Genomic DNA, 26,146 nt, shown 5'->3' with positions numbered 1-26,146 from the left:
ACATTAAATATTACAAGAATATTACAACCTTCAATAATATGTAATGAAATAATAATGAAAATTGATATGAGTTGAGATACGGAGGAACGGTATGAAAACTAAAAATAGGAAGATAGGCGTCTTTACTTTCTTCTTGCTAACGATTTTAGCAATTTCACTAAAGACTTATTTTGCCTATTATGTAGATTTGTCACTCGGGGTTAAGGGACTCGTACAGAATTTAATTTTATTAATGAACCCATACAGCTTGATTGCGCTAATATTGAGTGTATTCTTATTCTTTAAGGGAAGAAAGTCGTTCTGGTTTATTTTTATCGCTGGATTTGTATTATCGTTCTTACTATATGCGAACGTCGTGTACTTTAGATTCTTTTCAGATTTCTTAACATTTAGTACTTTGAATCAAGTAAGTAACGTAGAATCAATGTCTGGTGCAGTATATAGTTCATTCTCTTGGTACGATTTTATATATTTCACAGATACGATTATTTTCTTATTTGTGTTGATCTTTAAGAGAAATAATTTATCAGTTAAAGCATTTCCTAAGAAATTTGTCCCAGTTGTTATGGGTGTAGCTGTAGCACTATTTTTCTTAAACTTAGCATTTGCTGAGTCAGACAGACCAGAATTATTAACACGTACATTTGACCATAAATATTTAGTTAAATATTTAGGACCTTATAACTTTACAGTTTATGACGGGGTTAAAACGATTCAAAATAATTCACAAAAAGCATTAGCAAGTGAAGATGATTTAACACAAGTTAAAAATTATACAAAACAGAAGTATCAAGAACCTAACAAAGAAACATTCGGTATCGCTAAAGACAAGAACGTTATTAAAATTCACTTAGAAAGTTTCCAATCTTTCTTAATTAACTTCAAAGTTAATGGTGAAGAAGTAACACCTTATTTAAACTCTTTAGCAAAAGGTGATAAAGGTTACAAATACTATCCAAACTTCTTCCATCAAACGGGACAAGGTAAAACAGCCGATTCAGAATTAACGATGGATAATAGTATTTTCGGTTTACCACAAGGTTCAGCATTCTCATTAAAAGGTGACAACACTTATCAATCACTACCAGCAATTTTAAATCAACAAGGCGGCTATGAAACATCGGTTATGCATGGTGATTACAAAACATTCTGGAACAGAGATCAAGTGTACAAACATTTTGGTGTAGATAAGTTCTATGATGCAACTTATTATGATATGCAACAAAAAAATCTTGAGAACTTAGGCTTAAAAGATGAAGTATTCTTTGATGAATCCATTGCACATCTAAAAGAACAAAAAGAACCATTCTATTCTCATTTAATTACGTTGACTAACCATTACCCATTCACATTGAGTAAAGAAGACGCAACGATAGAGAAACCAGATACAGGTAGTGCAACACTAGATGGATACATTCAAACAGCTCGTTATCTAGATGAATCATTAGAAAAATTCATGACAGAACTTAAAAAAGAAGGTTTATATGATGATTCAGTAATCATCATTTACGGAGACCACTATGGTATTTCTGAAAACCATAATAAAGCAATGGCTAATTTACTTGGTGAAGATGAAATCACACCAGCTAAATTCATGGACTTAAACAGAACACCATTCTTTATGAAAGTACCAGGTCTTAAAGGTGGTGTCGATGAAACATACGGTGGCCAAACTGATGTAATGCCTACATTATTAGACGTATTAGGTATTAAATCAAACAACTACATTATGTTTGGTACAGACTTATTAGCTAAAGGACACGATCAAACAGTTGCATTTAGAAATGGTGACTTTATAACGCCAGAATATAAATCAATCGGTAGCACTGTGTACGACAATAAGACTAATAAACCTATGAAGACGAAACCTAAAGATTTAGAAGAAAATAAAAATAACGTCGAAAAAGGACTCGAATTATCAGACCAGTTATTACACGGAGACTTATTCAGATTCTATGATAACCCTGACTTCAAGAAAGTTAAGCCATCAAACTATGAATACAAATCCGGTAACGGCTATCAAGAAAAATAATTATGAGTCGATGAGTACCACAAAATCATGAGATTTTGTGGTACTTTTTTTGTTGGGAATGGGGGTTGTGGGGTGTGACTAGGAAAAGTACTTTTTAATATGGATTATGAGATAGAAGATGATGTGGGTGATGCAAGATATAGGGTAAAGATGTGAGTTAAAGTTGTAGTAAACTCACATCTTTTCAAAAATTATATAATTATTTAAGAATGAACACTTTTGATTAATTAAAAAATATCCAAGTCATGGCTTAACTCCAACTTAAGCCAAGAGGTAGCGCAAGTCGTAGCTTAACTCCTAACTTAAGCCAAGAGATAGCGCAAGTCGTAGCTTAACTTCTAAATAAAGCCAAGAAATCGCTCAAGTCATAGCTTAACTTTCTAATAAAGCTAAGAGATGGTCCAAGTCATAGCTTAAGTCCTGCATAAAGCCAAGAGATAGCGCAAGTCGTAGCTTAACTTCCTAATAAAGCCAAGAGAACGTCCAAGTCATAGCTTAACTCCAACTTAAGCCACGACATTCCCAAAAACATCGACATCCCCAAAATCCCCAATATCATTACCATCCCCAACCCCCACATCTCCCACATCTCCCTCAACCCCCACTCACCAACACATTAAACAATGAAAAAAATCCCAATCGTCCTCACGATTGGGATTTCTATTCTATCTAACCTAAAGCAACGTCTAGTATCATCATTATTGTGAAGCCACCCATTAATCCTAATGTTGCTAAGTCAGTGTTGTTACCTGACTGTGATTCGGGGATGAGTTCTTCTACAACGACAAATATCATTGCGCCGGCTGCGAATGCTAATGCATATGGTAAAACTGGTGTCGCGATGACAACTAGTAATGCGCCTAACATTGCGAATACAGGTTCAACTAAAGCTGAAGCTTGACCATAGTTAAATGACTTCCATCTTGATAAACCTGATGCACGGATTGGCATCGAGAGTGCTGCGCCTTCAGGAATGTTTTGTATACCGATACCGATTGCTAAGCCGAGTGCGCCTAATAATGTTGCGCCTTCATTTCCAGTTGCTACACCACCGAAAGCAACACCGATAGCCATACCTTCAGGAATGTTATGCAATGTGATTGCTAAAAATAGCAAAGTGTTTTTGCCTAATTTAGTATCTGGTCCTTCTACTCGCTGACTTTTATCAACTGCGTTTTGGTGTGCGTGTGGTATGACAAAGTCTAATAGTCTAATAAACAATCCGCCTAAAAGAAAGCCGATTGCTGCTGGTAACCAAGGCATTGCTAAATGTGAACTTTGTTCTATAGAAGGTTGTAATAAAGACCAAAAACTAGCTGCAATCATGACGCCTGCAGCGAATCCTTGCATTGTATTGATAACTTTTGTGTCTATATTTTTGAACAAGTAAACGAACGATGCACCGAATGCTGTTAGCAACCATGTGATGATACCTGCGAATAATGCTTGCAAGTATGGTGGTAGTTCTGTAAAAATCTGTTGCATAGTTTTTGCTCCTTCATATCTTTTGTGTGAAAAAAAGTGTATAATATATTAATTGAAAACTGAGAATACTAAAGGATGTTAATTCATGGAAGCATATAAAATTGAAAAACTTAATAAGCAATATGGTGACAAAATTATTTTTGATGATTTAGATTTATCCATTTCTTACAAAGAACGCATTGGTTTAGTTGGAATCAATGGAACAGGGAAAAGTACTTTGCTTAAAGTTATTGCAAATATTGATGATGATTATGATGCGAAGACATCTTATCCTAACCAATACCAAATTGCATATGCAAGCCAAAAGCCTGAACTTGATGAATCTTTAACTGTAATCGATGAAGTATTAAATAACGAAACTGAAATGACGAAAGTGATTTCTAAATATGAAAATGCTTTAAATCAATATCAACAGACGGGTGAATCTAAGGATTTAGATCTTATGATGAAATATCAATCTGATATGGATCGATTAAATGCATGGGATTACAGTGCAGACGTTAAAACTATTCTATCAAAACTAGGTATAAATGACTATCTTAAAAAAATAGCTACATTAAGTGGTGGACAGAAAAAAAGAGTTGCATTAGCAAAAGAATTAATACGTAAACCAGATTTATTATTATTAGATGAACCGACAAACCATTTGGACATTGAAGGAATTGAATGGCTCGTTAACTATATTAAACAATACCCCCACACAATCATGTTTGTTACACATGATCGTCATTTCTTAAATCAAGTTTCTACAAGAATTGTTGAACTTTCAAATGGTAAACTCACAAGTTATCCAGGTAATTATGAAGCGTATATTGAAGCAAGAGCTGAAAAAGAAGAAATTGAAGCACAACAACATGTTAAAAAGAAAGCGCTGTATAAACAAGAATTGAATTGGATGAGACAAGGTGCTAAAGCTAGATCAACGAAACAACAAGCAAGAATCCAAAGGTTTAATACGTTAGAAGAAGATTTATCAAATAGAAAAACACAAGGTGAAGCAAGTTTGAATTTAGCGCATTCTCGCCTTGGTAAACAAGTATTTGAGTTAGACGATATTTCTAAATCTGTTGGAGATAGAAAGTTATTTGAACACTTTACAACGATTATTCAAAAAGGCGATAGAATTGGTATTGTTGGAGAAAACGGTGCAGGTAAAACAACATTACTCAATATTATTAGTGGGTTAGATCAAACTTTTGAAGGTAATCTCATTACTGGTCAAACTGTAAAAATTGCTTATTTTAAACAGCAAGATGAAAGTTTAACTTCAGATAAGAGAATGATTGATTATTTAAGAGAAGAAAGTGAAGTTGCTAAAGAAAAAGATGGCACAGTTGTATCTGTTACGCAGCTGTTAGAAAGATTTCTTTTCCCAAGTCAAACGCATGGCACGCAAATTAATAAATTATCAGGTGGAGAACAAAAACGTTTATATTTATTAAAATTATTAGTTCACGAACCGAATGTATTAATTCTTGATGAGCCTACAAATGATTTAGACACTGAAACTTTAACAATATTAGAAGCTTATATTAATGAGTTTGGTGGAACGGTTATAACGGTAAGTCATGATAGATATTTCTTAAATAAAGTGGCCAATAAATATTGGTATATACATGATCAACAAATCGAACCTATGCTAGGTACATTTGAAGACTATTTAGAATATAAAAGAGAGCTTGAGAAAAAAGCAACACAGCAACATAAAGAAGTTCAAAAAACAGAAACGAAACCTAAGACTTCAGCAAGATTATCGTTCAAAGAAAAGCGTGAACTAGAACAACTCGAGAAAAATATCGAATATATAGAAACAAGATTAGAAGAAATTGACCAAGAAATGGTTGAACATGCTACAAATTATGAAAAATTAAATGAACTCGCAAATGAAAAGACATCAATTGAAACGCAATATGAAGAAGATTATATGCGTTGGTCATCCTTATCAGACAGATTATAAGCGTATAGAGGTGTATATATAGATGCAAAATATTTTAAAAGAGTATTTCGGATATCAACAATTTAGAGATGGACAGAAAGAAATTATTGATAAAGTTATTGATCATCGTCCCACTTTAGGTGTTATGCCAACAGGTGGCGGTAAATCGATTTGTTATCAAGTACCAGGTCTATATTTAGATGGATTAACGATTGTAATTAGTCCATTGATTTCATTAATGAAAGACCAAGTTGATAGCTTGAGATCGATGGGTATCAAAGCTGAATTTTTAAACAGTACTTTAACAGCTAAAGAGAAAAAAAGAGTAGAGAATGAACTTGTCTCAGGACAGTTGAAATTTCTATATATTGCACCTGAAAGATTTAATCAACCACAGTTTATACAAATGTTGAACAAATGTAATGTACAGCTTATCGCATTTGATGAAGCACATTGTATTTCGAAGTGGGGACATGATTTTAGACCAAGTTATCAAGAAGTGATTACACATGTTATGAGCTTGCCTCATCATTTTAGATTGGTGGCATTAACAGCAACAGCTACTAAAGAAGTACAAGAAGATATTTCTCAAAAATTAGGTATTGCTGAAAGTGATATTGTTGAAACGTCTATTAAACGTGAGAATTTAACGTTTAAAGTGAACAATACATATCAGAGACTTAATTTTGTTAAAGATTATGTGAAGAAAAATATTCATCAATCAGGTATTATTTATTGTTCTACTAGAAAACAAGTTGAACAATTAAGTGAAACATTTGATGATTTAGAAATTAAGAATGTGATGTATCATGCTGGCTTACCAAAAGATGAAAGAGAACGTGCACAACGTAAATTTATTGAAGATGATATCAAATTAGCAATCGCAACAAATGCTTTTGGTATGGGGATTGATAAATCAAATGTTAGATTCGTGATTCATTATAATATGCCTCAAGATATCGAATCATATTATCAAGAGGCTGGTCGTGCTGGTCGTGATCAGTTAGACAGTGAATGTATCTTATTATTCTCAGACCGTGATATAGACCTTCAAAAATTCTTCATTTCTTCAAGTTCTGCAGATGATGAATACAAAGAAAAGCAAGGCGAAAAGCTTCGACAAATGATTCAATATACGAAGACGACTAAATGTTTAGAAGCGATGATGATTCATTACTTTAATCCTGATGAAAAATTAGAAGAGTGTGGCAGATGCTCTAGTTGTTTACAATCAGAAAAATCCTATAACATGACAACTGAAGCACAAAAAATATTAAGTTGTATCGCAAGGTTAAAACAAAAAGAAAAACGTAATATGATTATTCAAGTATTAAGAGGTGAACAAACACCTCAAATAACATCTTTAGGATATGATGAACTCAGTACTTATGGCATTTTAAAAGATTATACGACGAATGAATGTCATCATTTACTAGATGAATTGCGTTATAAAGGCTATTTAAATGAACATAAAGAAATATTAAGTGTTGACCAAGATGCAATGGATGTATTGCGTGGAAAAGTTGAAATTATGACTACACCATTTAAATCTAAGCCGAAAGAAATCGTTGATATCCAAACAATTACAGATGTTGATAGATCTTTATTTGATCGATTAATAGAAGTTAGAAAAGATTTAAGTAAAGAATTAGAAGTTTCACCACTTTCTATATTCTCTGACCAAATTTTAGAGCAATTTGCTAAACGATTACCTGAATCTAAAAAAGAAATGATTTTAATAGACGGTATTGGTAGTTATAAATTGAAACACTATTGTCCGATATTTATTGAAACCATTAAAAATTATAAACAACCCATTTAAGAAGAATAGGCATTTTATTGTGAAATTAGGGTAAATAATATAGAAGAAATTCTAGCACTGATAAAAAAGAGGAATGTGGTGTCTATTAATGATTAAGTTTGAAGCTGTTTCAAAGATATACGGGGATAAGAAAGCAGTAGACAATGTAAGTTTTAATATTAATGAAGGTGAATTCTTTGTACTTATAGGACCTTCTGGGTGTGGAAAGACTACAACACTTAAAATGATTAACAGGCTAATACCTTTATCAGAAGGGTTTATATATTTTAACGATAAACCAATAAGTGATTATGATGTTGCGGAGATGCGATGGGATATTGGATATGTACTCCAACAAATTGCACTATTCCCGCATATGACGATTAAAGAAAATATCGCGCAAGTACCAGAAATGAAGAAATGGAAAAAGAAAGATATTGCTAATAGAGTCGATGAATTGCTCACTATGGTTGGTTTAGATCCTGAAACATATCGAGATAGATATCCAAGTGAGTTATCTGGTGGACAACAACAACGTATTGGCGTTATTCGAGCACTTGCTTCCGATCCGCCAGTTGTCTTAATGGATGAACCATTTAGTGCACTAGATCCAATTAGTAGAAAGAATCTACAAGATGATTTACTTGAACTTCAATCGCAAATTAAAAAAACAATCGTCTTTGTAACGCATGATATTGAAGAAGCGATGAAAATGGGAGACCGTATTTGTTTATTGAATCAAGGACATGTGGAGCAAATTGGAACGACAGAAGACTTTATTCATCGCCCTAAAAATGATTTCGTAAAATCATTTATTGGTAATGTGGATGCGCATGTATTGAAGCAAGTGAAGCTCGGTGATATTGCGCAACCAATTTCAGACGTAAATACACAATCTATTGATCAATATCCTAAAGTGTCACCAGATCAAACAATTGATGACATATATGGATTATTGGCAGAACACGAAGCGATTGTGATGGATTCAGAAAATACAGCACCTAGCCATATTGTGACAAGACAATATGTGTTTAGTTATTTAGCTGAAAAGAATAGAGGTGTTTCTTCATGAATACATTAATCGAAACACTTTCAAGCCGTAAAGGGCAACTTTTAGAAACGTTAATTGAACATATTCAATTATCATTTATTGCACTTTTAATCGCAGTCGTCATCGCAGTTCCGTTAGGTATATTACTGACAAAGACTAAAAAGCTAGCCGAAGTTATTATTAACATCGCAGCTGTTTTACAAACAATACCATCTCTTGCTTTACTAGGTTTAATGATTCCGCTATTTGGTATAGGACGTATACCGGCAATTATTGCACTTGTTATATACGCGTTATTACCGATATTAAGGAATACATATACCGGTATTAAAGAAGTAGACCCTTCGTTAATTGAAGCGGCACGTGGTATAGGTATGAAGACTGGTAGAAGATTGTCTAAAGTTGAGTTACCACTTGCAATGCCAGTTATGATGGCTGGTATTCGAACAGCTATGGTATTAATTATTGGTACAGCAACATTAGCAGCTTTAATTGGTGCTGGTGGTCTAGGGGATTTAATATTATTAGGTATTGATCGAAATAATACATCTCTTATATTACTAGGTGCGATTCCTGCAGCTATTTTAGCGATTTTCTTTGATGTATTTTTAAGAATTTTAGAAAGAATTTCATACAAAAAATCTTTAATTATTCTTGGAACAATATTAGTTATATTCTTATTATCTGTGACGATACCTTTATTTGCTCAAAAAGGTGATAAAATTACTTTAGCAGGTAAACTAGGATCTGAACCAGAAGTTATCACAAATATGTATAAGATTTTAATTGAAGAAGAAACTGACAACACTGTTGAAGTTAAAGCAGGTATGGGTAAGACTTCTTTCCTATTTAATGCATTAAAGTCTGACGAAATAGATGGATATTTAGAGTTTACAGGTACAGTTCTTGGTGAATTAACAAAAGAAACACCGAAATCAACAACAGAGCAAGAAGTATATAATCAAGCTAATAATAGTCTTGATAAAAAGTTTGATATGCAATTGCTTGAACCGATGAAATATAATAATACGTATGCTTTAGCAGTTAAAAAAGAATATGCTGAAAAACATAATATTAAAACTATTTCAGATTTAAGTAAGGTTGAAGATGAAATTCGACCTGGTTTCACTTTAGAGTTTAATGACCGCGAAGATGGTTACAAAGGTATTCAAAAGAAATATGATTTAAACTTTAAAGATGTTAAAACAATGGAACCTAAATTAAGATATCAAGCGCTTGAAAGTAATGATATTGATTTAATTGATGCATATTCAACAGATGCTGAGCTTAAAGAATATGGCATGGTTGTCTTAGAAGACGACAAAAAATTATTCCCACCATACCAAGGTGCACCACTTATGAAAAAAGAAACAATTAAAGAGCATCCAGATGTGGTGAAAGCTATGAATAAATTAAAAGGCAAAATATCTGATGAAGAAATGCAAGAAATGAATTATAGAGTTACGATCAAGGATGAAGATGCTTATCAAGTCGCGAAAGAATATTTACAGAAGAATGACTTGATTGATTAAATACCATTGATTTATGAAAATGATTAGGTCTATAATACTAATAAATTAACAAACGGTAAATTTCGGTTTACCGTTTTTATATTTCAACTTGGAGGTCTAAAAATGAAGCAACAATTAAGTGAATTACAAGCATACCAACCGGGGTTATCTCCGAGACAATTAAAAGAAAAGTACGGCATAGATGGAGACATGGTCAAACTTGCTTCAAATGAGAATTTATATGGTCCTTCACCAAATGTTAAAGAAGCAATCAAAGCTAATTTAGATGAATTATTTTACTATCCAGAAGTAAAACAATTTGAAGTGAAAGAAACATTAAGTACATTTCTCAATGTGAAGAAAGAACAAATATTCTTTGGTTCAGGTTTAGATGAAGTGATTATGATTATTTCAAGAGCAGTTCTTGAAAAAGATGATGAAATTTTAACGAGTGACATGACATTTGGACAGTATAGACATCATGCTATTATTGAAAGTGCCCAAGTTAAAACAACACCGATTAAAGATGGATATTTTGATTTAGATGCAATGTATGAACAAATTACAGATAAAACGAAACTGATTTGGATTTGTAATCCGAATAACCCAACAGGCACATATTTACCTCATGATGCTATAGAAGCATTTATTCAAAAAGTACCAGATGATATTATCGTTTTAATCGATGAAGCATATATTGAATTTGCTGTTGCTAAAGACATGCCAAATAGCTTAGAATTGCTTTCAAAATATAATCAAGTCGTTGTCTTACGTACACTTTCTAAAGCGTATGGATTAGCAGCACAACGTATTGGCTATGCAATCGCGAATGAATCATTATTAGACCAATTAGATATTGTCAGATTACCATTCAATGTAACGTCACTTTCAGCTGTTGCAGCAGATGCCGCGATTAAAGATCAAGCTTACTTAAAAGACATTACAACAAAGAATCGTCATGAAATTGAAAAATTCTTAAATGCACCTTTTAAAGAACATATTTACGATAGCCAAACGAACTTTATATACGTTAATACAGACGAACCTCAAGTATTATATGATTATTTAATAAAAGAAGGCTTTATTACAAGACCATTCCCAAATGGTGTGCGTATTACGATGGGCTTTAGTGAACATAACGATAAGATGATACAAGTATTAGAAGAATTCTTTAAAACACACAGTTCGTAATAAAGGAAAGGCAATACGTTCTTTGGTATACTAGTAGACATTGATATATAAAGGAGAAGGTATAATGACGAAGCAAACAATTGGTATCGATATGGATGAAGTGCTAGCTGACACAATAAAAAAACTTTTAAGACGTTACAATGAAGAAACTTCTTCTAATGTTACTATGGAAGAACTTAAAGGTACAAAAATCCGTAATATGATGCCTGAACATCAAGGTATTTTGACAAGTATTTTAAGAGAAGATGGATTTTTTAGAGACTTAGAAGTATTTCCAGACGCTGTAGAAGTTGTACAGAAGTTAAATGAATACTATGACGTTTATATTGTTACAGCAGCAATGGACGTACCAACATCATTTGCTGATAAATATGCTTGGCTAAGAGAATATATGCCATTCTTAGACCCTCAACACTTTGTATTTTGTGGAGATAAAGGTATCGTCAACACAGATTATTTAATTGATGATAATCCTAAACAACTTGAAAGCTTCAATAATCATTCAATTATGTATGCAGCAGATCATAATATTGATATTGATAAATGGCCAAAAGTTCAAAACTGGAAAGAAGTAGAAGCATATTTCTTAGGTGAAAACGGGGAATATAATAAACAACAAGAATCTTTATCAGAATCATATAAATAAAGTAAAAGACTGGGACATAATGTAATGTCTCAGTCTTTTTTAGTATCTTGGCAGTAGATGACTGAATTGAAATGCGCTTGTACCAAGCTTTTCCAACTCTAGTCATCCTTGCCGGGGCGGGACTACGAAATCTTTTTTTACAAATTAGATTTCTGTCCTGCTCCTTTTTAATGTATGCCTTGCATAAGTTTTTTAATTTTTGGTGTCATTGATAATACAATAAGCGAAACGACAATAGCGATTGCGCCGATTAAACCAAAGTAGTTCTGTTGACCTAATGGCTCAATCAATTTAACTAATTGTCCGTTAATACCTTGTGCTGTTGCGTTCGTTAAGAACCAAAGACTAAGCATTTGTGCTGAAAAGGCTTTTGGTGCAAGTTTAACTGAAACACTTGATCCAGTAGGTGATAAACATAATTCACCTATAACACAAAGGAAGAAGCTGAGTACTAACCAAATTGGATTCATCAGTTCTGCTTGTTGCATCATCATTGCAATCATCATAGCAATAAATGAAATACCAGCGAATGCTAAACCAATTACAAATTTAAGTGGAGTAGAAGGATTGTATTTACCTAATTTTTGCCACAAGAATGAAATAACTGGTGCAAATAGAACGATGAAGATTGGGTTAATAGATTGGAACCAACCTGCTGGTATCACGAAATTAATACCATATGCATTTAAATCTAATTGTGTATGTTCTTGCGCGAATACACCAAGTACGTTTGATCCTTGTTCTTGAATGCTCCAGAATAAAACAGAAGCTAAGAACAATGGTACATACGCAAGTAATCTTGATTTTTCTGTTTGATCTATATCAGGGCTTCTATACATAATTGTCCAGTAAACAAATGGTATAACGATACCGATAATTAAAACAATTAAACTGATTGAATTAAATGTAAGATGACCTGTTAAATATAAAATAGCTAAAAGAATAACAATACCGATTGCACTATATGTAAACATTTTAGCGTATTTAACTTTTTCTTTATGATTGAGTGGGTTAGAAGGATGATTTTCAACTTCCCCAAGACTTCTTTTTTGGAATAGAATGTATGCTACTAAAGCTAAAAGCATACCGAAAGCTGCGATTGAGAATCCTTGGTGGAAACCAACGCTTACACGTACTTTGTCGATAATAAGTGGTGATAATAAAGCACCCATATTAACTGACATATAAAAGATAACAAAACCTGCATCTAATCTATTATCATTCTTATGATATAAACCACCCACAACATTTGAAATGTTAGGTTTCATAAGTCCCGAACCTACAATGATTAATATCATAGAAATAAGAAATGCACCTAAACCAAATGGTAAAGATAACACTAAGTGACCTAGCATAATAAGTACTGCACCGTACATTAATGATCTACGAGAGCCGAGTAATCTATCAGCTACCCAACCACCTAATATACCTGTCATAAATATTAATGAACCATACATGGCCATAATTTGTTGAGCTGTAATTTTATCTAAACCTAGTCCGCCTTGGCTGACAGTAAAGTATAAATAATACAGTAAAATTGCACGCATTCCATAATAACTAAAACGTTCCCAGAATTCTACAAAGAACAATATACCTAAGCCGCGAGGATGTCCAAAAAATCCATGTTGAGGGACAGTTTCAACCATTTCCTCTCGCGTCATTTTGCCCATAAAAAATCGCTTCCTTTCTAAACTTCCCCCGATTGTCGGGTAAGTTTAAAGAACATTTTAACCCTATATGTTAGTAAATTCAATAAAATTTTAATAAGTTCTAATATTGTGAATATTCTAAAATAATTAATATATCAATAATAAGTATTTTTACACATATTAGTTAATTGTTTAATAGGTTTAGGGAGGGGGAGGATTTATGTGTGGGATCTTGGTGGTATCGTTAGGGACAGAATTCCGAGAAATGTCCGTAAGAGATAGCGTTCTAACTACCACAATTCAGAAAAATGGAAGTCAGAGAATTCTAATTACCACAATTCAGAAAAATGGAAGTTAGAGCATTCTAATTACCAGAACTCGAAATAATGGAAGTTAGAGCGTTCTAATTACAAGAATTCAGAATAATGGAAGTTAGCGCACTCTAATTACCAGAATTCGAAATAATGGAAGTTAGCGCATTCTAACTACCAGAATTCGAAATAATGGAAGTTAGAGCGTTCTAATTCCCACCTAACTCCCACTAATCAAAACTTTCTTAATACTAAAAAAGGCAAGGACAACTTTTGTTGTCCTTACCTCGTAAATGGCTAGATCTTATTTTACGCCTGCCATTAATGTTTTAATTTTTGGACTTGCTACAAGTAAGATGATTGAAATGATGATTGCGAATATACCTGAGTATAAGAAATAATCATTTGAACTAATACTTGTATAAATTTTTACCATTTGAGCATTCAAACCTTGAGCCATAGCGTTTGATAAGAACCAAACACTCATCATTTGAGCTGTGAATGCTTTTGGTGCTAATTTAGTCGTTGTTGATAATGCGATTGGTGATATACAAAGTTCACCTAATGTTACTAATAAGAAACTTGCAAATAACCAAACTGGGTTAATTAATGTTGATGTGTCTGATAATGGAACGACCATAATAATATATGAAAGTCCTGCTAAGAATACACCTATAGCAAATTTATAAACAGTAGGTGGGTTGAATTTACCTAATTTAACCCATAATACTGAGAACACTGGTGCTAAAATAATAATGAAGAATGGGTTAAGTGATTGGAACCAAGCTGCTGGTATATTAAAATCAATTGCGCCACCTGTTAATTTAGCCATGCTTAATTGTGTCTTAGTATCTGCGAATTGTGCTAATACTGTAGAACCTTGCTCTTGAATCATCCAGAATGCTACTGCTGCAATGAATAATGGTATATATGCATATACACGTGTACGTTCATAATCTTCAGTCTTTTTACTTAATGAAATTTTTACGAAATAGTAAATTGGTAGAGCAACACCAAGTATTGAAATAAAGTTTGCGAAATTAGGCAATGTTAATTGTCCGAATAGACTTAGGATGAAACAAATAATTGCGATAATTACGACAGTGATACCAACAATTTTGACCATTTTTTTCTTTTCAGAAGATGATAATGGATCGGGTACTTCGATACCTGCTAAACCTAAATATTTCTTGTTTGTGATGAAATAAATGATTAAACCGATGAACATACCAACTGCTGCTACTGCAAAACCAGCATGGAAGCCTACGTTTACTTGTAACCAACCGATTAATAATGGTGAAATTAAAGCACCTAAGTTGATTGACATGTAGAAAATAGTAAATGCTGAATCCATTCTTGGGTCATTCTTTTCATATAATAAACCTACTGTAGAAGAAATGTTTGGTTTCAATAATCCTGTACCAATAATTAAGAACAATAGCGCAATTAATAGCAATGTAAAATTATTTGGTAGTGATAATAAGATGTGACCAATCATGATGAGTATTCCACCGTAGAATAATGCATGACGTGTACCAGTAATTCTATCAGCAATCCATCCACCAATAACACCACTCATATAAACAAGTGCACCGTAGATAGAAACGATTTGAAGTGCTAAACCTTGATCAATACCAAAGCCGCCTTTTGCTACTGAATAGTAAATGTAGTAGGCAAGAATAGCCTTCATTCCATAATAACTAAATCTTTCCCAGAATTCGGTAAGGAATAATGTAGCCAAGCCTTTAGGATGACCAAAGAAACCTGTACGTGGTGTACTTTGGATAATTTCCTCTTTAGTATAATGTTTGTTACCCATTTTTTACTTCCCCTCATAATAAACTGTATTCATTTTTAGATGTACTTAAAATTAGCACATGTTAAATTGTAATGCTTTCGCAAAATAAACACAAGGTAAAGATTAACAATATTCATACAATAATGACTATTAAAAATAATAGCGTCAATAGTGGCAAGGCTTAAGATAAATGTGAACAAATTTTTAAAATTGTAAGCGTTTTCTTAATTGGTGAGTAATATGTTTTGAAATGTGAAATTTATACATATAAAAAACCGAGTCATGTTGAATATGACTCGGCTATATATTGAATTATTATCTGTTGTCGATATTTTCAGGATATAAATCGTGGTTCATCATACGGTACTCTGCCATTTTTTCGTATTTAGAATCTGGTCTTCCATAGTTTGTATAAGGATCGATAGAAATACCACCACGTGGCGTGAATTTACCTAAAACTTCTATATAATGGGGATCCATTAATTCTATTAAATCATTCATGATAACGTTCATACAATCTTCGTGAAAATCACCATGGTTTCTAAAGCTGAATAAGTATAATTTTAATGATTTAGATTCTACCATTTTAATGTTTGGTATATAAGAAATATAAATTGTCGCAAAATCAGGTTGTCCTGTGATAGGACATAAAGAAGTAAATTCTGGACAATTGAATTTTACAAAGTAATCTCTACCTTGATGTTTATTGTCGAACACTTCTAATACTTCAGGTTTGTATTGATCATGATATTGATTGTTTTGATTCCCTAATAACGTAATATCTTTTAATTCGTCTTTGTTTCTTCCCTCTGACATTATGATTCTCCTTTATTAATTGCTTCTTTAGGTTTAGGATTTCTTTGGGCTTTCTTGAACATATAATAGCCTGCTAAGAATATAATAATGTATCCTAAATAACTGAGTAAATCTGGTACTTCTTTAAATAAGATGAAACCGAGTATGGCACTGAATATGACAGATGCGTATACAAATATTGAAATATCTTTTGCTGCTGCGAAACTATAGGCAATTGTTATACCGAATTGACCAACTGTTGCAAAGACACCTGATAACAATAATATGATGACTTGTGAAAGTGTCATAGGTTCAAATGTAAAGATGACAAATGGAATTAATGCGACCGTAGAAAAGAATGAAAAGTAAAATACTGTTGTATATGATTTTTCACGTTGTCCTAAAGGTCGTAGGGCAGTATAAGCACCTGCAGCAAAAATTCCAGATAATAAACCGATAACTGCTGGCATCATATCTGAATCAAATGTAGGCTTAATTATAAACAATGCACCAAGAATCGCTACAATCATTGCAATTACTTGGTATTTGCGTGCTTTTTCATTTAAAAATATCGCGCAAAGTAGTATAGTCCAGAATGGGTTTAATTTCATTAACATATCCGCATCACTTAAAACCATGTGATCAATCGCATAAATATTGAGTAATACACCAATAAGTCCAAGTGTAGAGCGCAAAATGAGTAACGGTTGATTTTCTAATTTACCGAAAAATGGTGCTCTATACTTCATGACAAAGTAAATCGGTACAATCATTGCGATGAGGTTTCTAAAAAGTGATTTTTGAAAAACTGGTAAGTCACCAGATAATCTGAAGAATACTGCCATTAAACTAAAACCAATCGAAGAAATGAGTATTGCAATTATTCCTTTTACTGTGGAGTTCATGTAAACACCTTCTATTTTTTATCAATGAACATATATTATCATAATTCACTTTAAAAAGTATATGACTTGTTCGTTGATTGTTTTCGACAAATAAATTTTTATGAAAGCAATTTTCAAATGTTGATATAGCAACGCTTAGTCGAAACAAGAAGAAAGTCAACCCTATTTTTTTAAAAAATATAAGGTATTATAAGTGTTATGAATCATTTAAAGTGCTATAATGAATCACATAATATAGTATGTGCTTATAAAACGTAACACTATATCTTGTGTTTTGTGCATTTGAAATAAAAATGAATAAAGTGTTCATTTTTTTGTATTTTTTATTTCATTTATACAGTTGTATAAGCATTTACATGTGGTAGGTGAAAGTTTATGAAGATAATTTATTACTCTTTAACTGGTAATGTACGACGGTTCATACAGAGAGCAGGATTGTCTGACACAATGGCTCTCACTGAGGCAAACAAGACAAATGAAATAAATGAACCATTTATAATGGTTACAGGTACAATTGGATTTGGCCAAGTACCTGATACTGTACAAGATTTTTTGAAAGTGAATCATCATAATCTTAAAGCAGTAGCAGGTAGTGGAAATAGAAATTGGGGACAGAATTTCGCGAAAGCTAGTGAAGAGATCGCGAATCAATATCATGTCCCTTTATTGATGAAATTTGAGTTACACGGTAACCAAGCTATAGCAGATGAATTTAAGGAAAAGGTGGTTAATCTCTATGAAAATGATAAACAAACAAAAGAAAAATCATATTGAATTAAACAATAAGGTAACAAAGAGAAGAGAAGACGGCTTTTTCGATATTGAAAAAGATCAAGAAGCATTAGAAGTATATTTAGAAGAAATTGCAGAAAAAACAATTCAATTCAATGATCCTATTGAACGTTTACACTTTTTAGTTGAACAAGACTTTTATTATGACTTATTTAAAGAATATAGTGAGACATCATTAAAAGAGATTAACCAGTTTGCAGATTCAATTCCTTTTCAATTTGCAAGTTACATGTCAGCTAGTAAGTTCTTCAAAGATTACGCTTTGAAGACTAATGATAAATCAGAATACCTTGAAACATATAAAGAACACGTTATTATTGTTTCTCTATATTTAGCTAAAGGTAATGTTGAACAAGCTAAACAATTTGTTGAAGGTATGATTGAACAACGTATTCAACCTGCAACACCAACATTCTTAAATGCTGGTAGAGCTAGACGTGGTGAGTTAGTAAGTTGTTTCCTATTAGAAGTAGATGATAGCTTAAATTCAATTAACTTTATTGATTCAACAGCTAAACAATTAAGTAAAATTGGTGGCGGTGTAGCAATCAACTTATCTAAATTGCGTGCACGTGGTGAAGCTATTAAAGGTATTAAAGGTGTCGCTAAAGGAGTATTACCAGTTGCTAAATCACTTGAAGGTGGCTTTAGTTATGCTGATCAACTTGGTCAAAGACCTGGTGCGGGTGCAGTATACTTAAACATCTTCCATTATGATGTATTAGAATTCTTAGATACTAAAAAAGTGAACGCAGATGAAGATATTAGATTATCTACTATTTCTACTGGTTTAATCGTTCCATCTAAATTCTTTGATTTAGCTAAAGAAGGTAAAGATTTCTATATGTTCGCACCACATACTGTTGAACGTGAATATGGTGTGACACTTGATGATATCAATCTAGATGAATACTATGATGAACTTGTAGCAAATCCTAATATCATTAAAAAAGCTAAAGATGCACGTGATATGTTAAATACAATTGCTCAAACGCAATTACAATCAGGTTATCCTTATTTGATGTTTAAAGATAATGCGAATAAAGTACATCCTAACTCTAATATCGGACAAATCAAAATGAGTAACTTATGTACAGAAATATTCCAATTACAAGAAACGTCAATTATTAACGATTATGGAACTGAAGATGAAATCAAACGTGATATTTCTTGTAACTTAGGTTCATTAAATATTGTAAACGTGATGGAATCAAAGAAATTCCGTGATTCTGTACATATTGGTATGGATGCTTTAACAGTTGTATCTGATGATACAGATATTAAAAATGCACCAGGTGTAAGAAAAGCAAACAATGAGCTACATTCTGTAGGTTTAGGTGTTATGAACTTACACGGTTTCTTAGCTAAAAACAAAATTGGTTATGAATCAGAGCAAGCTAAAGACTTCGCAAATGTATTCTTCATGATGATGAACTACTATTCTATCGAACGTTCAATGGAAATTGCGAAAGAAAGACAAGAAACATATGTAGATTTCGACAAATCTGATTACGCTTCAGGTAAATACTTTGAAAAATATATCCAACAAGATATTAAACCTGAATACGATAATGTTGCGGCATTATTTGAAGGTTTCGATATTCCAACTGCAGAAGATTGGAAAGCATTAGCAGAAGCTGTTAAAGAACATGGTTTATACCATGCATATAGACTTGCTATTGCACCAACTCAAAGTATTTCATATGTACAAAATGCGACAAGTTCTGTTATGCCAATTGTCGACCAAATTGAAAGAAGAACATATGGTAATGCAGAAACATTTTACCCAATGCCATTCTTATCACCTGAAACAATGTGGTATTACAAATCAGCATTTAATACAGATCAAATGAAATTAATTGATTTAATTGCAACGATTCAAGAGCATGTAGACCAAGGTATTTCTACAATTTTATATGTAAATTCTGAGATTTCAACACGTGAACTTTCAAGATTATACGTATATGCTCACCATAAAGGCTTAAAATCACTTTACTATACACGAAATAAATTATTAAGCGTTGAAGAATGTACAAGTTGCGCAATCTAATCAATTTAATTAAGATAGGAGATCTAACATGAAGGCAGTAAACTGGAATACACAAGAAGATATGACGAATATGTTTTGGCGTCAAAACATCTCACAAATGTGGGTTGAGTCAGAATTTAAAGTATCTAAAGATATAGCAAGTTGGGAAACATTAACAGAACCTGAAAAAAATGCTTTTAAAAAGGCATTAGCTGGTCTTACTGGATTAGATACACATCAAGCTGATGATGGCATGCCTCTAATCATGATGCATACGAAAGACTTACGTAAAAAAGCAGTGTATTCATTTATGGGTATGATGGAACAAATACATGCGAAAAGTTATTCACATATATTCACGACATTATTACCATCTAGTGAAACAAATGAATTATTAGATAAGTGGGTTGTTGAAGAACCACACTTGAAATATAAATCAGAAATGATCGTAGGTAATTATCATAAATTATGGGGTAAAGAAGCTTCAATTTATGATCAATACATGGCTAGAGTATCAAGTGTGTTCTTAGAAACATTCTTATTCTACTCAGGTTTCTACTATCCATTATATTTAGCAGGACAAGGCCGTATGACAACTTCAGGAGAAATCATCCGTAAAATTTTACTAGATGAATCTATTCACGGTGTATTTACTGGTCTAGATGCACAAAGTTTAAAAAATGAATTGTCACAAGACGAACAAATTAAAGCAGATAGAGAAATGTATCGTATGCTTGATTTACTTTATAAGAATGAATACGAATATACAAAAACATTATATGATGAAATAGGATTAACAAATGATGTTATGAACTACGTAACATATAATGCGAATAAAGCATTAGCTAATTTAGGATTTGAACCATATTATGAAGAAAAAGCGTTCAACCCAATTATTGAGAATGCATTAAATACAAGTACTAAAAACCATGACTTCTTTAGTGTTAAAGGTGACGGTTATGTACTAGCATTAAATGTAGAAGCACTTAAAGATGAAGACTTCATCTTTGATGAAAAGTAAAAAATTAAGTAGTAGTCTAGGACATGTACCTTGTCCTAGGCTATTTTTTATGAGGATAAAAAGTTAACATATTTTTCAATATTTATTGGAATTTATGTGATATTTATTGTTTATAATGAAGATAATATATTGAAAGGTGGGTTATATTCATGAAAAGAATATTACTAGGGGTATTAACTGTATTGGTCATTTCTGTGCTAGCAGCATGTGGAAATGACAAGAAAGAGGATGAGCATCATCATTCAGAACATAAGTCTTCTGATAAACCTCAAGCTTTGGAAGTTGCTTTAGATGTGCCTAAAGAAGCTAAAAGTGGTGAAGAAGTAGAGGTTTCAGCAAAAGTGACACTTGGTGATGAAAAAGTAAAAGATGCAGATGAAGTGATGTTTGAAATCGTTAAAGATGGGGACAAAAAATCTTCAGAAATGAAGAAAGTTAAAGAAAATAAAGATGGTGTATACACTTTAAAATATAAATTTAAAGAAGCGGGTCAATACAATGTAACAAGTCATGTTACTGCTAGAGATCAACACACAATGCCAAACAAAGATATTAATATAAAATAATTATAAAAGAGTGGTGGAATTTAATTCCATCACTCTTTTTTATAAATGGCATTGCATTTAGTCATATTCTTCATTACAATAGAGATAATGATAATCGTTATCAACTAAAGAGAAGTAGGGTGTGACATGGGAAAGTTTTTAATGCGTTTAGATGTTTTAATCATATTATTAGTAATTGCAACGTTCTTCTCTATTTTTATAGGTGTTTCAGAAGTAAAACCTTTACATATATTAAATTTAACTGACGAACAGAAGAACATTTTAGTGTCGAGTAGAATTCCGAGAACAGTCAGTATTATTATTTCAGGGAGTTCATTAGCTATTTGTGGACTGATTATGCAACAGTTAACAAGAAATAAATTCGTTTCTCCAACAACTGCAGGGACAATGGATTGGGCGAGATTAGGTATATTAATTTCTCTTATCGCGTTTCCAGAAGCCAATATACTACTTAAATTATTATTTGCTACATTATTAAGCTTATTTGGAACAATGCTATTTATGCAAATTCTCCGTAGAATTCAATTTAAAGATGTTATTTTTATACCTTTAGTTGGTATCATGCTCGGAAACATTGTGTCGAGTTTTTCTTCTTTTGTTGCATTACGTACAAATGCTGTACAAAGTATTGGTAATTTTATGCAAGGTAATTTCTCAATTATTACAAGCGGTAGATATGAAATTCTCTATATTAGTATTCCATTATTGATTTTAGCGTTTATATTTGCGAATCAATTTACGATTGCTGGTATGGGTAAAGATTTCAGTGTGAATTTAGGACTTAATTATCAAAAAGTTGTCAATATTGGACTTATCATTGCATCAATTATTACAGCACTTGTTGTTGTAACAGTTGGTATGATGCCATTCTTAGGATTAATTATTCCTAACTTAGTTTCAATATTCAGAGGAGATCATTTGAAAAATGCATTGCCACATACAGCAGTATTTGGTGCATTGTTTGTGATGATTTGTGATGTCATAGGAAGATTAATTATATTCCCTTATGAAATTACAATTGGTTTAACAATAGGTGTGATTGGTAGTTTCATATTTATAGTATTGCTGATGAAAGGACGTTCAAGAAATGCTCAATAAATTAACCCCCATACATAAATTAATCCTTTTATCTGTGTTAACGCTATTAATTGCAGCACTTTATTTACTTTATAACATTAATCCTAATATATTGGAGTATCAATTAACCGGACGAGTTAGAAAAGTTATCGCAATGTTATTAGTAGGTGGCAGTATTGCAGTTTCGACGGTTATTTTCCAAACAATCACGAATAATAGAATTTTAACACCTTCCATTATTGGTTTAGATGCAGTCTATATGTTTATTAAAACGTCTTTAATATTTTTATTTGGTTCCACATCGACAGTCGTACTGAATAATCATCTTAACTTTTTAATTACATTGGTAGGTATGATTCTATTTAGTTTATTCTTATTCCAAATATTGTTTAGGTCTAAAGATCAAAATGTATTCTTCATATTACTATTAGGTATTGTTTTTGGAACATTCTTCTCTAGTTTCTCTAGTTTTATTGAAATGATGATAGATCCTGAAGAATTCTTATCAATACAAAGTGCAATGTTCGCGAGCTTTAGTGCAATAAATGAAGGTTTACTTACGATATCAGGCATTGTTTTATTAATTATGATATTCATTGCTTTTAAGATAAAGAACTACTTAGATGTATTGTCATTAGGAAGAGATCAAGCCATTAACCTTGGTGTTAATTATACAAATGTGACGAGATGGTTGATGGTTATGGTTGCACTACTTGTTACAATTTCAACAGCCCTTGTTGGACCCATTACATTTTTAGGTCTACTAGTCGTGAATTTAGCACATGAATTTATCAAAGAATTCGATCATAAATACATATTACCGGCTTCAATACTCATCAGTTGGATAAGCTTATTTTTAGGTCAATGGGTCGTGGAGCACGTGTTTGAAGGTAATACAGAAATTAGCATCATGATTAACTTTATAGGTGGCATTTACTTTATATTCTTAATTTTAAAGGAGCGTAATGTAGCATGATTAAAGTCGAAGGATTAACAAAAGCTTATCATCAGCATAAAGTTGTTGATGAAGTAGATATAGAAATTGAAAAAGGGAAAATCACATCATTCATAGGTCCAAACGGTGCAGGTAAAAGTACGGTCTTGGCTATGGTCAGCCGCTTAATTGATAAAGATAACGGTAAAATTACGATAGACGATCAAGATATCGCTTCAATGAAAAGTAATGAACTTGCTAAGAAACTAGCAATTTTAAAACAAGCTAATCATACAGAACTTAAGATTTCAGTAAGACAACTTGTGAGTTTCGGAAGATTTCCATATTCAAAAGGTAAATTAAAAAAAGAAGATCAAGCTATGATTGATAAAGCGCTAGATTATTTAGGACTCACTGAAATTCAAGATAAATACTTAAGTGAACTATCAGGCGGTCAAAGACAAAGAGCTTATATCGCGATGACGATAGCTCAAGATACAGAATACATTCTATTAGATGAACCATTAAACAATCTAGATATGAAACATTCTGTACAGATTATGAAAATCTTAAGAAGACTTGTGAAAGAAATGAACAAGACAATCGTAATTGTTATACATGATATTAATTTTGCTTCATGCTATTCAGATAGAATTATCGCGATCAAAGAAGGTAAAGTTGAAATCGCTGGTATTAAAAACGATGTTATTTGTGAAGATGTATTACGTGACATTTATGACTTAGAAATTAAAATTCAAGAAATTAATGGTCAACGTATTTGTGTCTATTTTGATGATGAATACATCGAAGAAGAAGAAATTAAAACATTAGCTATGTAGCAAAATTGATACAACATTGAAAGGAGTGATGTTCGTAGTTTGTTGGGCAATAGGGTTTTGGACACATAATTTATCATAATATTTGAAGGAGAGACATTGATAATGAAAAAAGTTTTCAGTTTTATTTTAATTGCAGTATTATCAGTTGTACTTGTAGCATGTGGAAGTAATTCAAGTAGTAAAGAAAAATCATCAAAAGGTGATACGAAGAGTGAGTCTAAAACAGTAGAAATCCAATCGAAATATCAAATTCGTGGTGAAAAGAAAGATGACAGTGATTCAAAAACTATAGAAGACAAAGTTAAAGTACCTGTTAATCCTAAAAAAGTTGTAGTATTAGACTACGGTGCTTTAGATACAGTTGAAGCTTTAGGTGCTAAAGATGCAGTTAAAGGTGTACCTAAAGGTGAAGGTGGCGCATCATTACCAAAATTCTTAGATGCATTCAAAGGTGACGACATTGTAAACACAGGTTCAGTTAAAGAAGTAAACTACGATAAAGTTGCAGAAATTCAACCAGACTTAATCTTATTCTCTGGTCGTACAGCTGGAACTGAAGTACAAGATGAATTGAAAAAAGCAGCACCAGATGCAGCACGTTTATATGTTGGTGCAGATGATAGCAATTACTTAGAATCAGTAGAAGAAAACACAACTAACTTAGGTAAAATCTTCGACAAAGAAAGCAAAGCAAAAGAATTAAATGCTGATTTAGATAAAAAAGTAAAATCTGCTAAAGATAAAGCTAAAAAATCAGACGACAAAGCAATGTACTTATTAGTTAACGAAGGTGAATTATCTACATACGGTCCAGGAGCTAGATTTGGTAGCTTAATCTTTGATGTATTAGGTGTTACACCAGTAGATAAAGATATTAAAGCAAGCGGTCACGGACAACCAGTAAGTTATGAATATATCACTGAGAAAAACCCTGGAATCATCTATGCTATGGACAGAGGTCAAGCAATCGGTGGTAAATCAACTGCTAAGAAAGCATTATCAAACGACGTAATTAAAGATGTAGATGCAGTTAAGAACAATAAAGTTGTTAACGTAGATGCACAATTATGGTACTTAGCTTCAGGTGGCGTAAGAACAACTGAAAAACAAGTAGACGAAGTTATTAAAGGTTTAGAATAATACCATAAGAAAAGCATGGGACGCGATGTCCCATGCTTTTTTCGCTATTAAAGTGTGTATTTTTTCATAGTAGAAAAGTTTTAATTATATTGTTATATTTTAGTATATATGGTTAAATATGTTAATGGTGTGATCGTTAAGTAAAATGAATAAAGGTGTGTTTTGAACGATGAGTATTAAAAAGAAAATTTATTTGTTTTTATTAATAATAACAGGACTTGTGTATATTATTTTACCTGAAATAACGGGTAATAATAATATCCAGACTAGAATATTTGTTATTATTCCGTTCACATTTTTTGCCTTATTTATCTCTAGTTCTGATGAGAAAAATAATTAGTTTGAACAATTATTGAGAAAAATAAATGTTATAGCGATAATATGAGTAAATACTAGTTAGTAAAGCGCTGACTCCTGCGGGAACAGCATGATTCGAAGACTACAGGCTGAGAACATGCCCGAGGAAAGCATGCGCAAAAAATACCACAAAAGTCTAAGACTTCTTTAACATAAGAAAAGCATGGGACGCGATTGCACTAACCCCAGGATGGTACTGCACCCCTAAAGTTAGAGTAAAAAAACTAACTTTAGGGGTGTTTTAATATGACAAAATATAGTGATGAATTTAAGTTGAAAG

Annotated in this window: 20 protein-coding genes; 15 read left to right on the top strand and 5 right to left on the bottom strand. The window is 32.3% G+C overall.

Going from position 1 to position 26,146, the window contains the following annotated elements:
- The first annotated feature begins 91 nt into the window (after positions 1 to 91).
- Complete coding sequence (gene ltaS / locus LQ686_RS05670) at positions 92 to 2,032, top strand: polyglycerol-phosphate lipoteichoic acid synthase LtaS (RefSeq protein ID WP_239733205.1); 1,941 nt, start codon at positions 92 to 94, stop codon at positions 2,030 to 2,032.
- A 669-nt stretch (positions 2,033 to 2,701) separates the two neighbouring features.
- On the opposite strand, the gene LQ686_RS05665 is transcribed toward ltaS, so the two are convergent.
- On the bottom strand, positions 2,702 to 3,517 hold the full coding sequence (locus LQ686_RS05665) for a ZIP family metal transporter (RefSeq protein WP_103362198.1): 816 nt from the start codon (positions 3,515 to 3,517) through the stop codon (positions 2,702 to 2,704).
- An 85-nt stretch (positions 3,518 to 3,602) separates the two neighbouring features.
- Between LQ686_RS05665 and LQ686_RS05660 the strand changes: the two genes are divergently transcribed.
- From LQ686_RS05660 to LQ686_RS05635, 6 genes are all read left to right on the top strand, one after another.
- On the top strand, positions 3,603 to 5,474 hold the full coding sequence (locus LQ686_RS05660) for an ABC-F family ATP-binding cassette domain-containing protein (protein ID WP_103362199.1): 1,872 nt from the start codon (positions 3,603 to 3,605) through the stop codon (positions 5,472 to 5,474).
- A gap of 22 nt (positions 5,475 to 5,496) precedes the next feature.
- Complete coding sequence (gene recQ / locus LQ686_RS05655; RefSeq protein WP_025905404.1) at positions 5,497 to 7,275, top strand: DNA helicase RecQ; 1,779 nt, start codon at positions 5,497 to 5,499, stop codon at positions 7,273 to 7,275.
- Positions 7,276 to 7,363: 88 nt separating this feature from the next.
- Positions 7,364 to 8,326 carry an ABC transporter ATP-binding protein gene (locus tag LQ686_RS05650; protein WP_025905405.1) on the top strand — a complete coding sequence of 321 codons (963 nt, stop codon included), beginning with the start codon at positions 7,364 to 7,366 and terminating at the stop codon, positions 8,324 to 8,326.
- The gene (locus tag LQ686_RS05645) at positions 8,323 to 9,837 is read left to right on the top strand and encodes an ABC transporter permease/substrate-binding protein (RefSeq protein WP_239733204.1); all 1,515 of its coding nucleotides are present in this window, start codon (positions 8,323 to 8,325) and stop codon (positions 9,835 to 9,837) included. The genes LQ686_RS05650 and LQ686_RS05645 overlap by 4 nt, the downstream gene beginning before the upstream one ends.
- Before the next feature lie 102 nt (positions 9,838 to 9,939).
- The gene (gene hisC, locus LQ686_RS05640) at positions 9,940 to 11,007 is read left to right on the top strand and encodes a histidinol-phosphate transaminase (protein ID WP_204192574.1); all 1,068 of its coding nucleotides are present in this window, start codon (positions 9,940 to 9,942) and stop codon (positions 11,005 to 11,007) included.
- A 64-nt stretch (positions 11,008 to 11,071) separates the two neighbouring features.
- The gene (locus tag LQ686_RS05635; RefSeq protein ID WP_239733203.1) at positions 11,072 to 11,653 is read left to right on the top strand and encodes a 5' nucleotidase, NT5C type; all 582 of its coding nucleotides are present in this window, start codon (positions 11,072 to 11,074) and stop codon (positions 11,651 to 11,653) included.
- Between the two features lie 167 nt (positions 11,654 to 11,820).
- Here the strand turns inward: LQ686_RS05635 and LQ686_RS05630 are convergent, their stop codons facing one another.
- The 4 genes from LQ686_RS05630 to LQ686_RS05615 form a co-directional block, all read right to left on the bottom strand.
- The gene (locus LQ686_RS05630) at positions 11,821 to 13,323 is read right to left on the bottom strand and encodes a peptide MFS transporter (protein ID WP_025905409.1); all 1,503 of its coding nucleotides are present in this window, start codon (positions 13,321 to 13,323) and stop codon (positions 11,821 to 11,823) included.
- A gap of 594 nt (positions 13,324 to 13,917) precedes the next feature.
- Positions 13,918 to 15,432: a peptide MFS transporter gene (locus LQ686_RS05625; RefSeq protein ID WP_103362202.1), complete on the bottom strand. Its 1,515-nt coding sequence runs from the start codon at positions 15,430 to 15,432 to the stop codon at positions 13,918 to 13,920.
- Between the two features lie 294 nt (positions 15,433 to 15,726).
- Positions 15,727 to 16,227 (bottom strand): preQ(1) synthase, encoded by a 501-nt coding sequence (queF, locus tag LQ686_RS05620; protein WP_025905411.1) that lies wholly within the window; start codon positions 16,225 to 16,227, stop codon positions 15,727 to 15,729.
- A complete protein-coding gene (locus LQ686_RS05615) occupies positions 16,227 to 17,111 on the bottom strand; it encodes a DMT family transporter (RefSeq protein ID WP_025905412.1) in 885 nt (294 codons plus the stop codon). Before LQ686_RS05615 ends, queF begins: the two co-directional genes overlap by 1 nt.
- 375 nt (positions 17,112 to 17,486) lie before the next feature.
- On the opposite strand from LQ686_RS05615, the gene nrdI reads away from it, so the two are divergent.
- The 8 genes from nrdI to LQ686_RS05575 all read left to right on the top strand — a co-directional run bounded on the left by nrdI (position 17,487) and on the right by LQ686_RS05575 (position 25,509).
- Positions 17,487 to 17,885: a class Ib ribonucleoside-diphosphate reductase assembly flavoprotein NrdI gene (gene nrdI, locus LQ686_RS05610; RefSeq protein WP_025905413.1), complete on the top strand. Its 399-nt coding sequence runs from the start codon at positions 17,487 to 17,489 to the stop codon at positions 17,883 to 17,885.
- Positions 17,848 to 19,953 (top strand): class 1b ribonucleoside-diphosphate reductase subunit alpha, encoded by a 2,106-nt coding sequence (gene nrdE, locus LQ686_RS05605; protein ID WP_025905414.1) that lies wholly within the window; start codon positions 17,848 to 17,850, stop codon positions 19,951 to 19,953. The genes nrdI and nrdE overlap by 38 nt, the downstream gene beginning before the upstream one ends.
- A gap of 28 nt (positions 19,954 to 19,981) precedes the next feature.
- Positions 19,982 to 20,953, top strand: a complete 972-nt coding sequence (gene nrdF / locus LQ686_RS05600) for a class 1b ribonucleoside-diphosphate reductase subunit beta (protein WP_025905415.1) — start codon at positions 19,982 to 19,984, stop codon at positions 20,951 to 20,953.
- A gap of 149 nt (positions 20,954 to 21,102) precedes the next feature.
- Positions 21,103 to 21,519, top strand: a complete 417-nt coding sequence (locus tag LQ686_RS05595; protein WP_103362203.1) for a FixH family protein — start codon at positions 21,103 to 21,105, stop codon at positions 21,517 to 21,519.
- 126 nt (positions 21,520 to 21,645) lie between these two features.
- Complete coding sequence (locus tag LQ686_RS05590; RefSeq protein WP_025905417.1) at positions 21,646 to 22,617, top strand: ABC transporter permease; 972 nt, start codon at positions 21,646 to 21,648, stop codon at positions 22,615 to 22,617.
- Positions 22,607 to 23,572: an iron chelate uptake ABC transporter family permease subunit gene (locus tag LQ686_RS05585; protein ID WP_103362205.1), complete on the top strand. Its 966-nt coding sequence runs from the start codon at positions 22,607 to 22,609 to the stop codon at positions 23,570 to 23,572. Before LQ686_RS05590 ends, LQ686_RS05585 begins: the two co-directional genes overlap by 11 nt.
- Positions 23,569 to 24,369, top strand: coding sequence for an iron ABC transporter ATP-binding protein (locus tag LQ686_RS05580; protein ID WP_107565269.1), 801 nt, complete (start codon positions 23,569 to 23,571; stop codon positions 24,367 to 24,369). The genes LQ686_RS05585 and LQ686_RS05580 overlap by 4 nt, the downstream gene beginning before the upstream one ends.
- Before the next feature lie 102 nt (positions 24,370 to 24,471).
- Positions 24,472 to 25,509: a ferrated catecholamine ABC transporter substrate-binding lipoprotein SstD gene (locus LQ686_RS05575; RefSeq protein WP_239733202.1), complete on the top strand. Its 1,038-nt coding sequence runs from the start codon at positions 24,472 to 24,474 to the stop codon at positions 25,507 to 25,509.
- Positions 25,510 to 26,146: the final 637 nt, after the last annotated feature.

The organism is Mammaliicoccus sp. J-M41, from assembly GCF_022385935.1.
GTDB classification, from domain to species: domain Bacteria; phylum Bacillota; class Bacilli; order Staphylococcales; family Staphylococcaceae; genus Mammaliicoccus; species Mammaliicoccus sciuri_A.
The sequence above is the reverse complement of the archived record's forward strand: the minus strand, read 5'-3'. Positions and strand labels throughout refer to the sequence as shown.

What these genes read in the sequence shown, in the direction of transcription:
- ltaS (WP_239733205.1), top strand. Translation starts at nt 92, where the DNA reads ATGAAAACTAAAAATAGGAAGATAGGCGTCTTTACTTTCTTCTTGCTA.
- LQ686_RS05665 (WP_103362198.1), bottom strand. Translation starts at nt 3,517, where the DNA reads ATGCAACAGATTTTTACAGAACTACCACCATACTTGCAAGCATTATTC.
- LQ686_RS05660 (WP_103362199.1), top strand. Translation starts at nt 3,603, where the DNA reads ATGGAAGCATATAAAATTGAAAAACTTAATAAGCAATATGGTGACAAA.
- recQ (WP_025905404.1), top strand. Translation starts at nt 5,497, where the DNA reads ATGCAAAATATTTTAAAAGAGTATTTCGGATATCAACAATTTAGAGAT.
- LQ686_RS05650 (WP_025905405.1), top strand. Translation starts at nt 7,364, where the DNA reads ATGATTAAGTTTGAAGCTGTTTCAAAGATATACGGGGATAAGAAAGCA.
- LQ686_RS05645 (WP_239733204.1), top strand. Translation starts at nt 8,323, where the DNA reads ATGAATACATTAATCGAAACACTTTCAAGCCGTAAAGGGCAACTTTTA.
- hisC (WP_204192574.1), top strand. Translation starts at nt 9,940, where the DNA reads ATGAAGCAACAATTAAGTGAATTACAAGCATACCAACCGGGGTTATCT.
- LQ686_RS05635 (WP_239733203.1), top strand. Translation starts at nt 11,072, where the DNA reads ATGACGAAGCAAACAATTGGTATCGATATGGATGAAGTGCTAGCTGAC.
- LQ686_RS05630 (WP_025905409.1), bottom strand. Translation starts at nt 13,323, where the DNA reads ATGGGCAAAATGACGCGAGAGGAAATGGTTGAAACTGTCCCTCAACAT.
- LQ686_RS05625 (WP_103362202.1), bottom strand. Translation starts at nt 15,432, where the DNA reads ATGGGTAACAAACATTATACTAAAGAGGAAATTATCCAAAGTACACCA.
- queF (WP_025905411.1), bottom strand. Translation starts at nt 16,227, where the DNA reads ATGTCAGAGGGAAGAAACAAAGACGAATTAAAAGATATTACGTTATTA.
- LQ686_RS05615 (WP_025905412.1), bottom strand. Translation starts at nt 17,111, where the DNA reads ATGAACTCCACAGTAAAAGGAATAATTGCAATACTCATTTCTTCGATT.
- nrdI (WP_025905413.1), top strand. Translation starts at nt 17,487, where the DNA reads ATGAAGATAATTTATTACTCTTTAACTGGTAATGTACGACGGTTCATA.
- nrdE (WP_025905414.1), top strand. Translation starts at nt 17,848, where the DNA reads ATGAAAATGATAAACAAACAAAAGAAAAATCATATTGAATTAAACAAT.
- nrdF (WP_025905415.1), top strand. Translation starts at nt 19,982, where the DNA reads ATGAAGGCAGTAAACTGGAATACACAAGAAGATATGACGAATATGTTT.
- LQ686_RS05595 (WP_103362203.1), top strand. Translation starts at nt 21,103, where the DNA reads ATGAAAAGAATATTACTAGGGGTATTAACTGTATTGGTCATTTCTGTG.
- LQ686_RS05590 (WP_025905417.1), top strand. Translation starts at nt 21,646, where the DNA reads ATGGGAAAGTTTTTAATGCGTTTAGATGTTTTAATCATATTATTAGTA.
- LQ686_RS05585 (WP_103362205.1), top strand. Translation starts at nt 22,607, where the DNA reads ATGCTCAATAAATTAACCCCCATACATAAATTAATCCTTTTATCTGTG.
- LQ686_RS05580 (WP_107565269.1), top strand. Translation starts at nt 23,569, where the DNA reads ATGATTAAAGTCGAAGGATTAACAAAAGCTTATCATCAGCATAAAGTT.
- LQ686_RS05575 (WP_239733202.1), top strand. Translation starts at nt 24,472, where the DNA reads ATGAAAAAAGTTTTCAGTTTTATTTTAATTGCAGTATTATCAGTTGTA.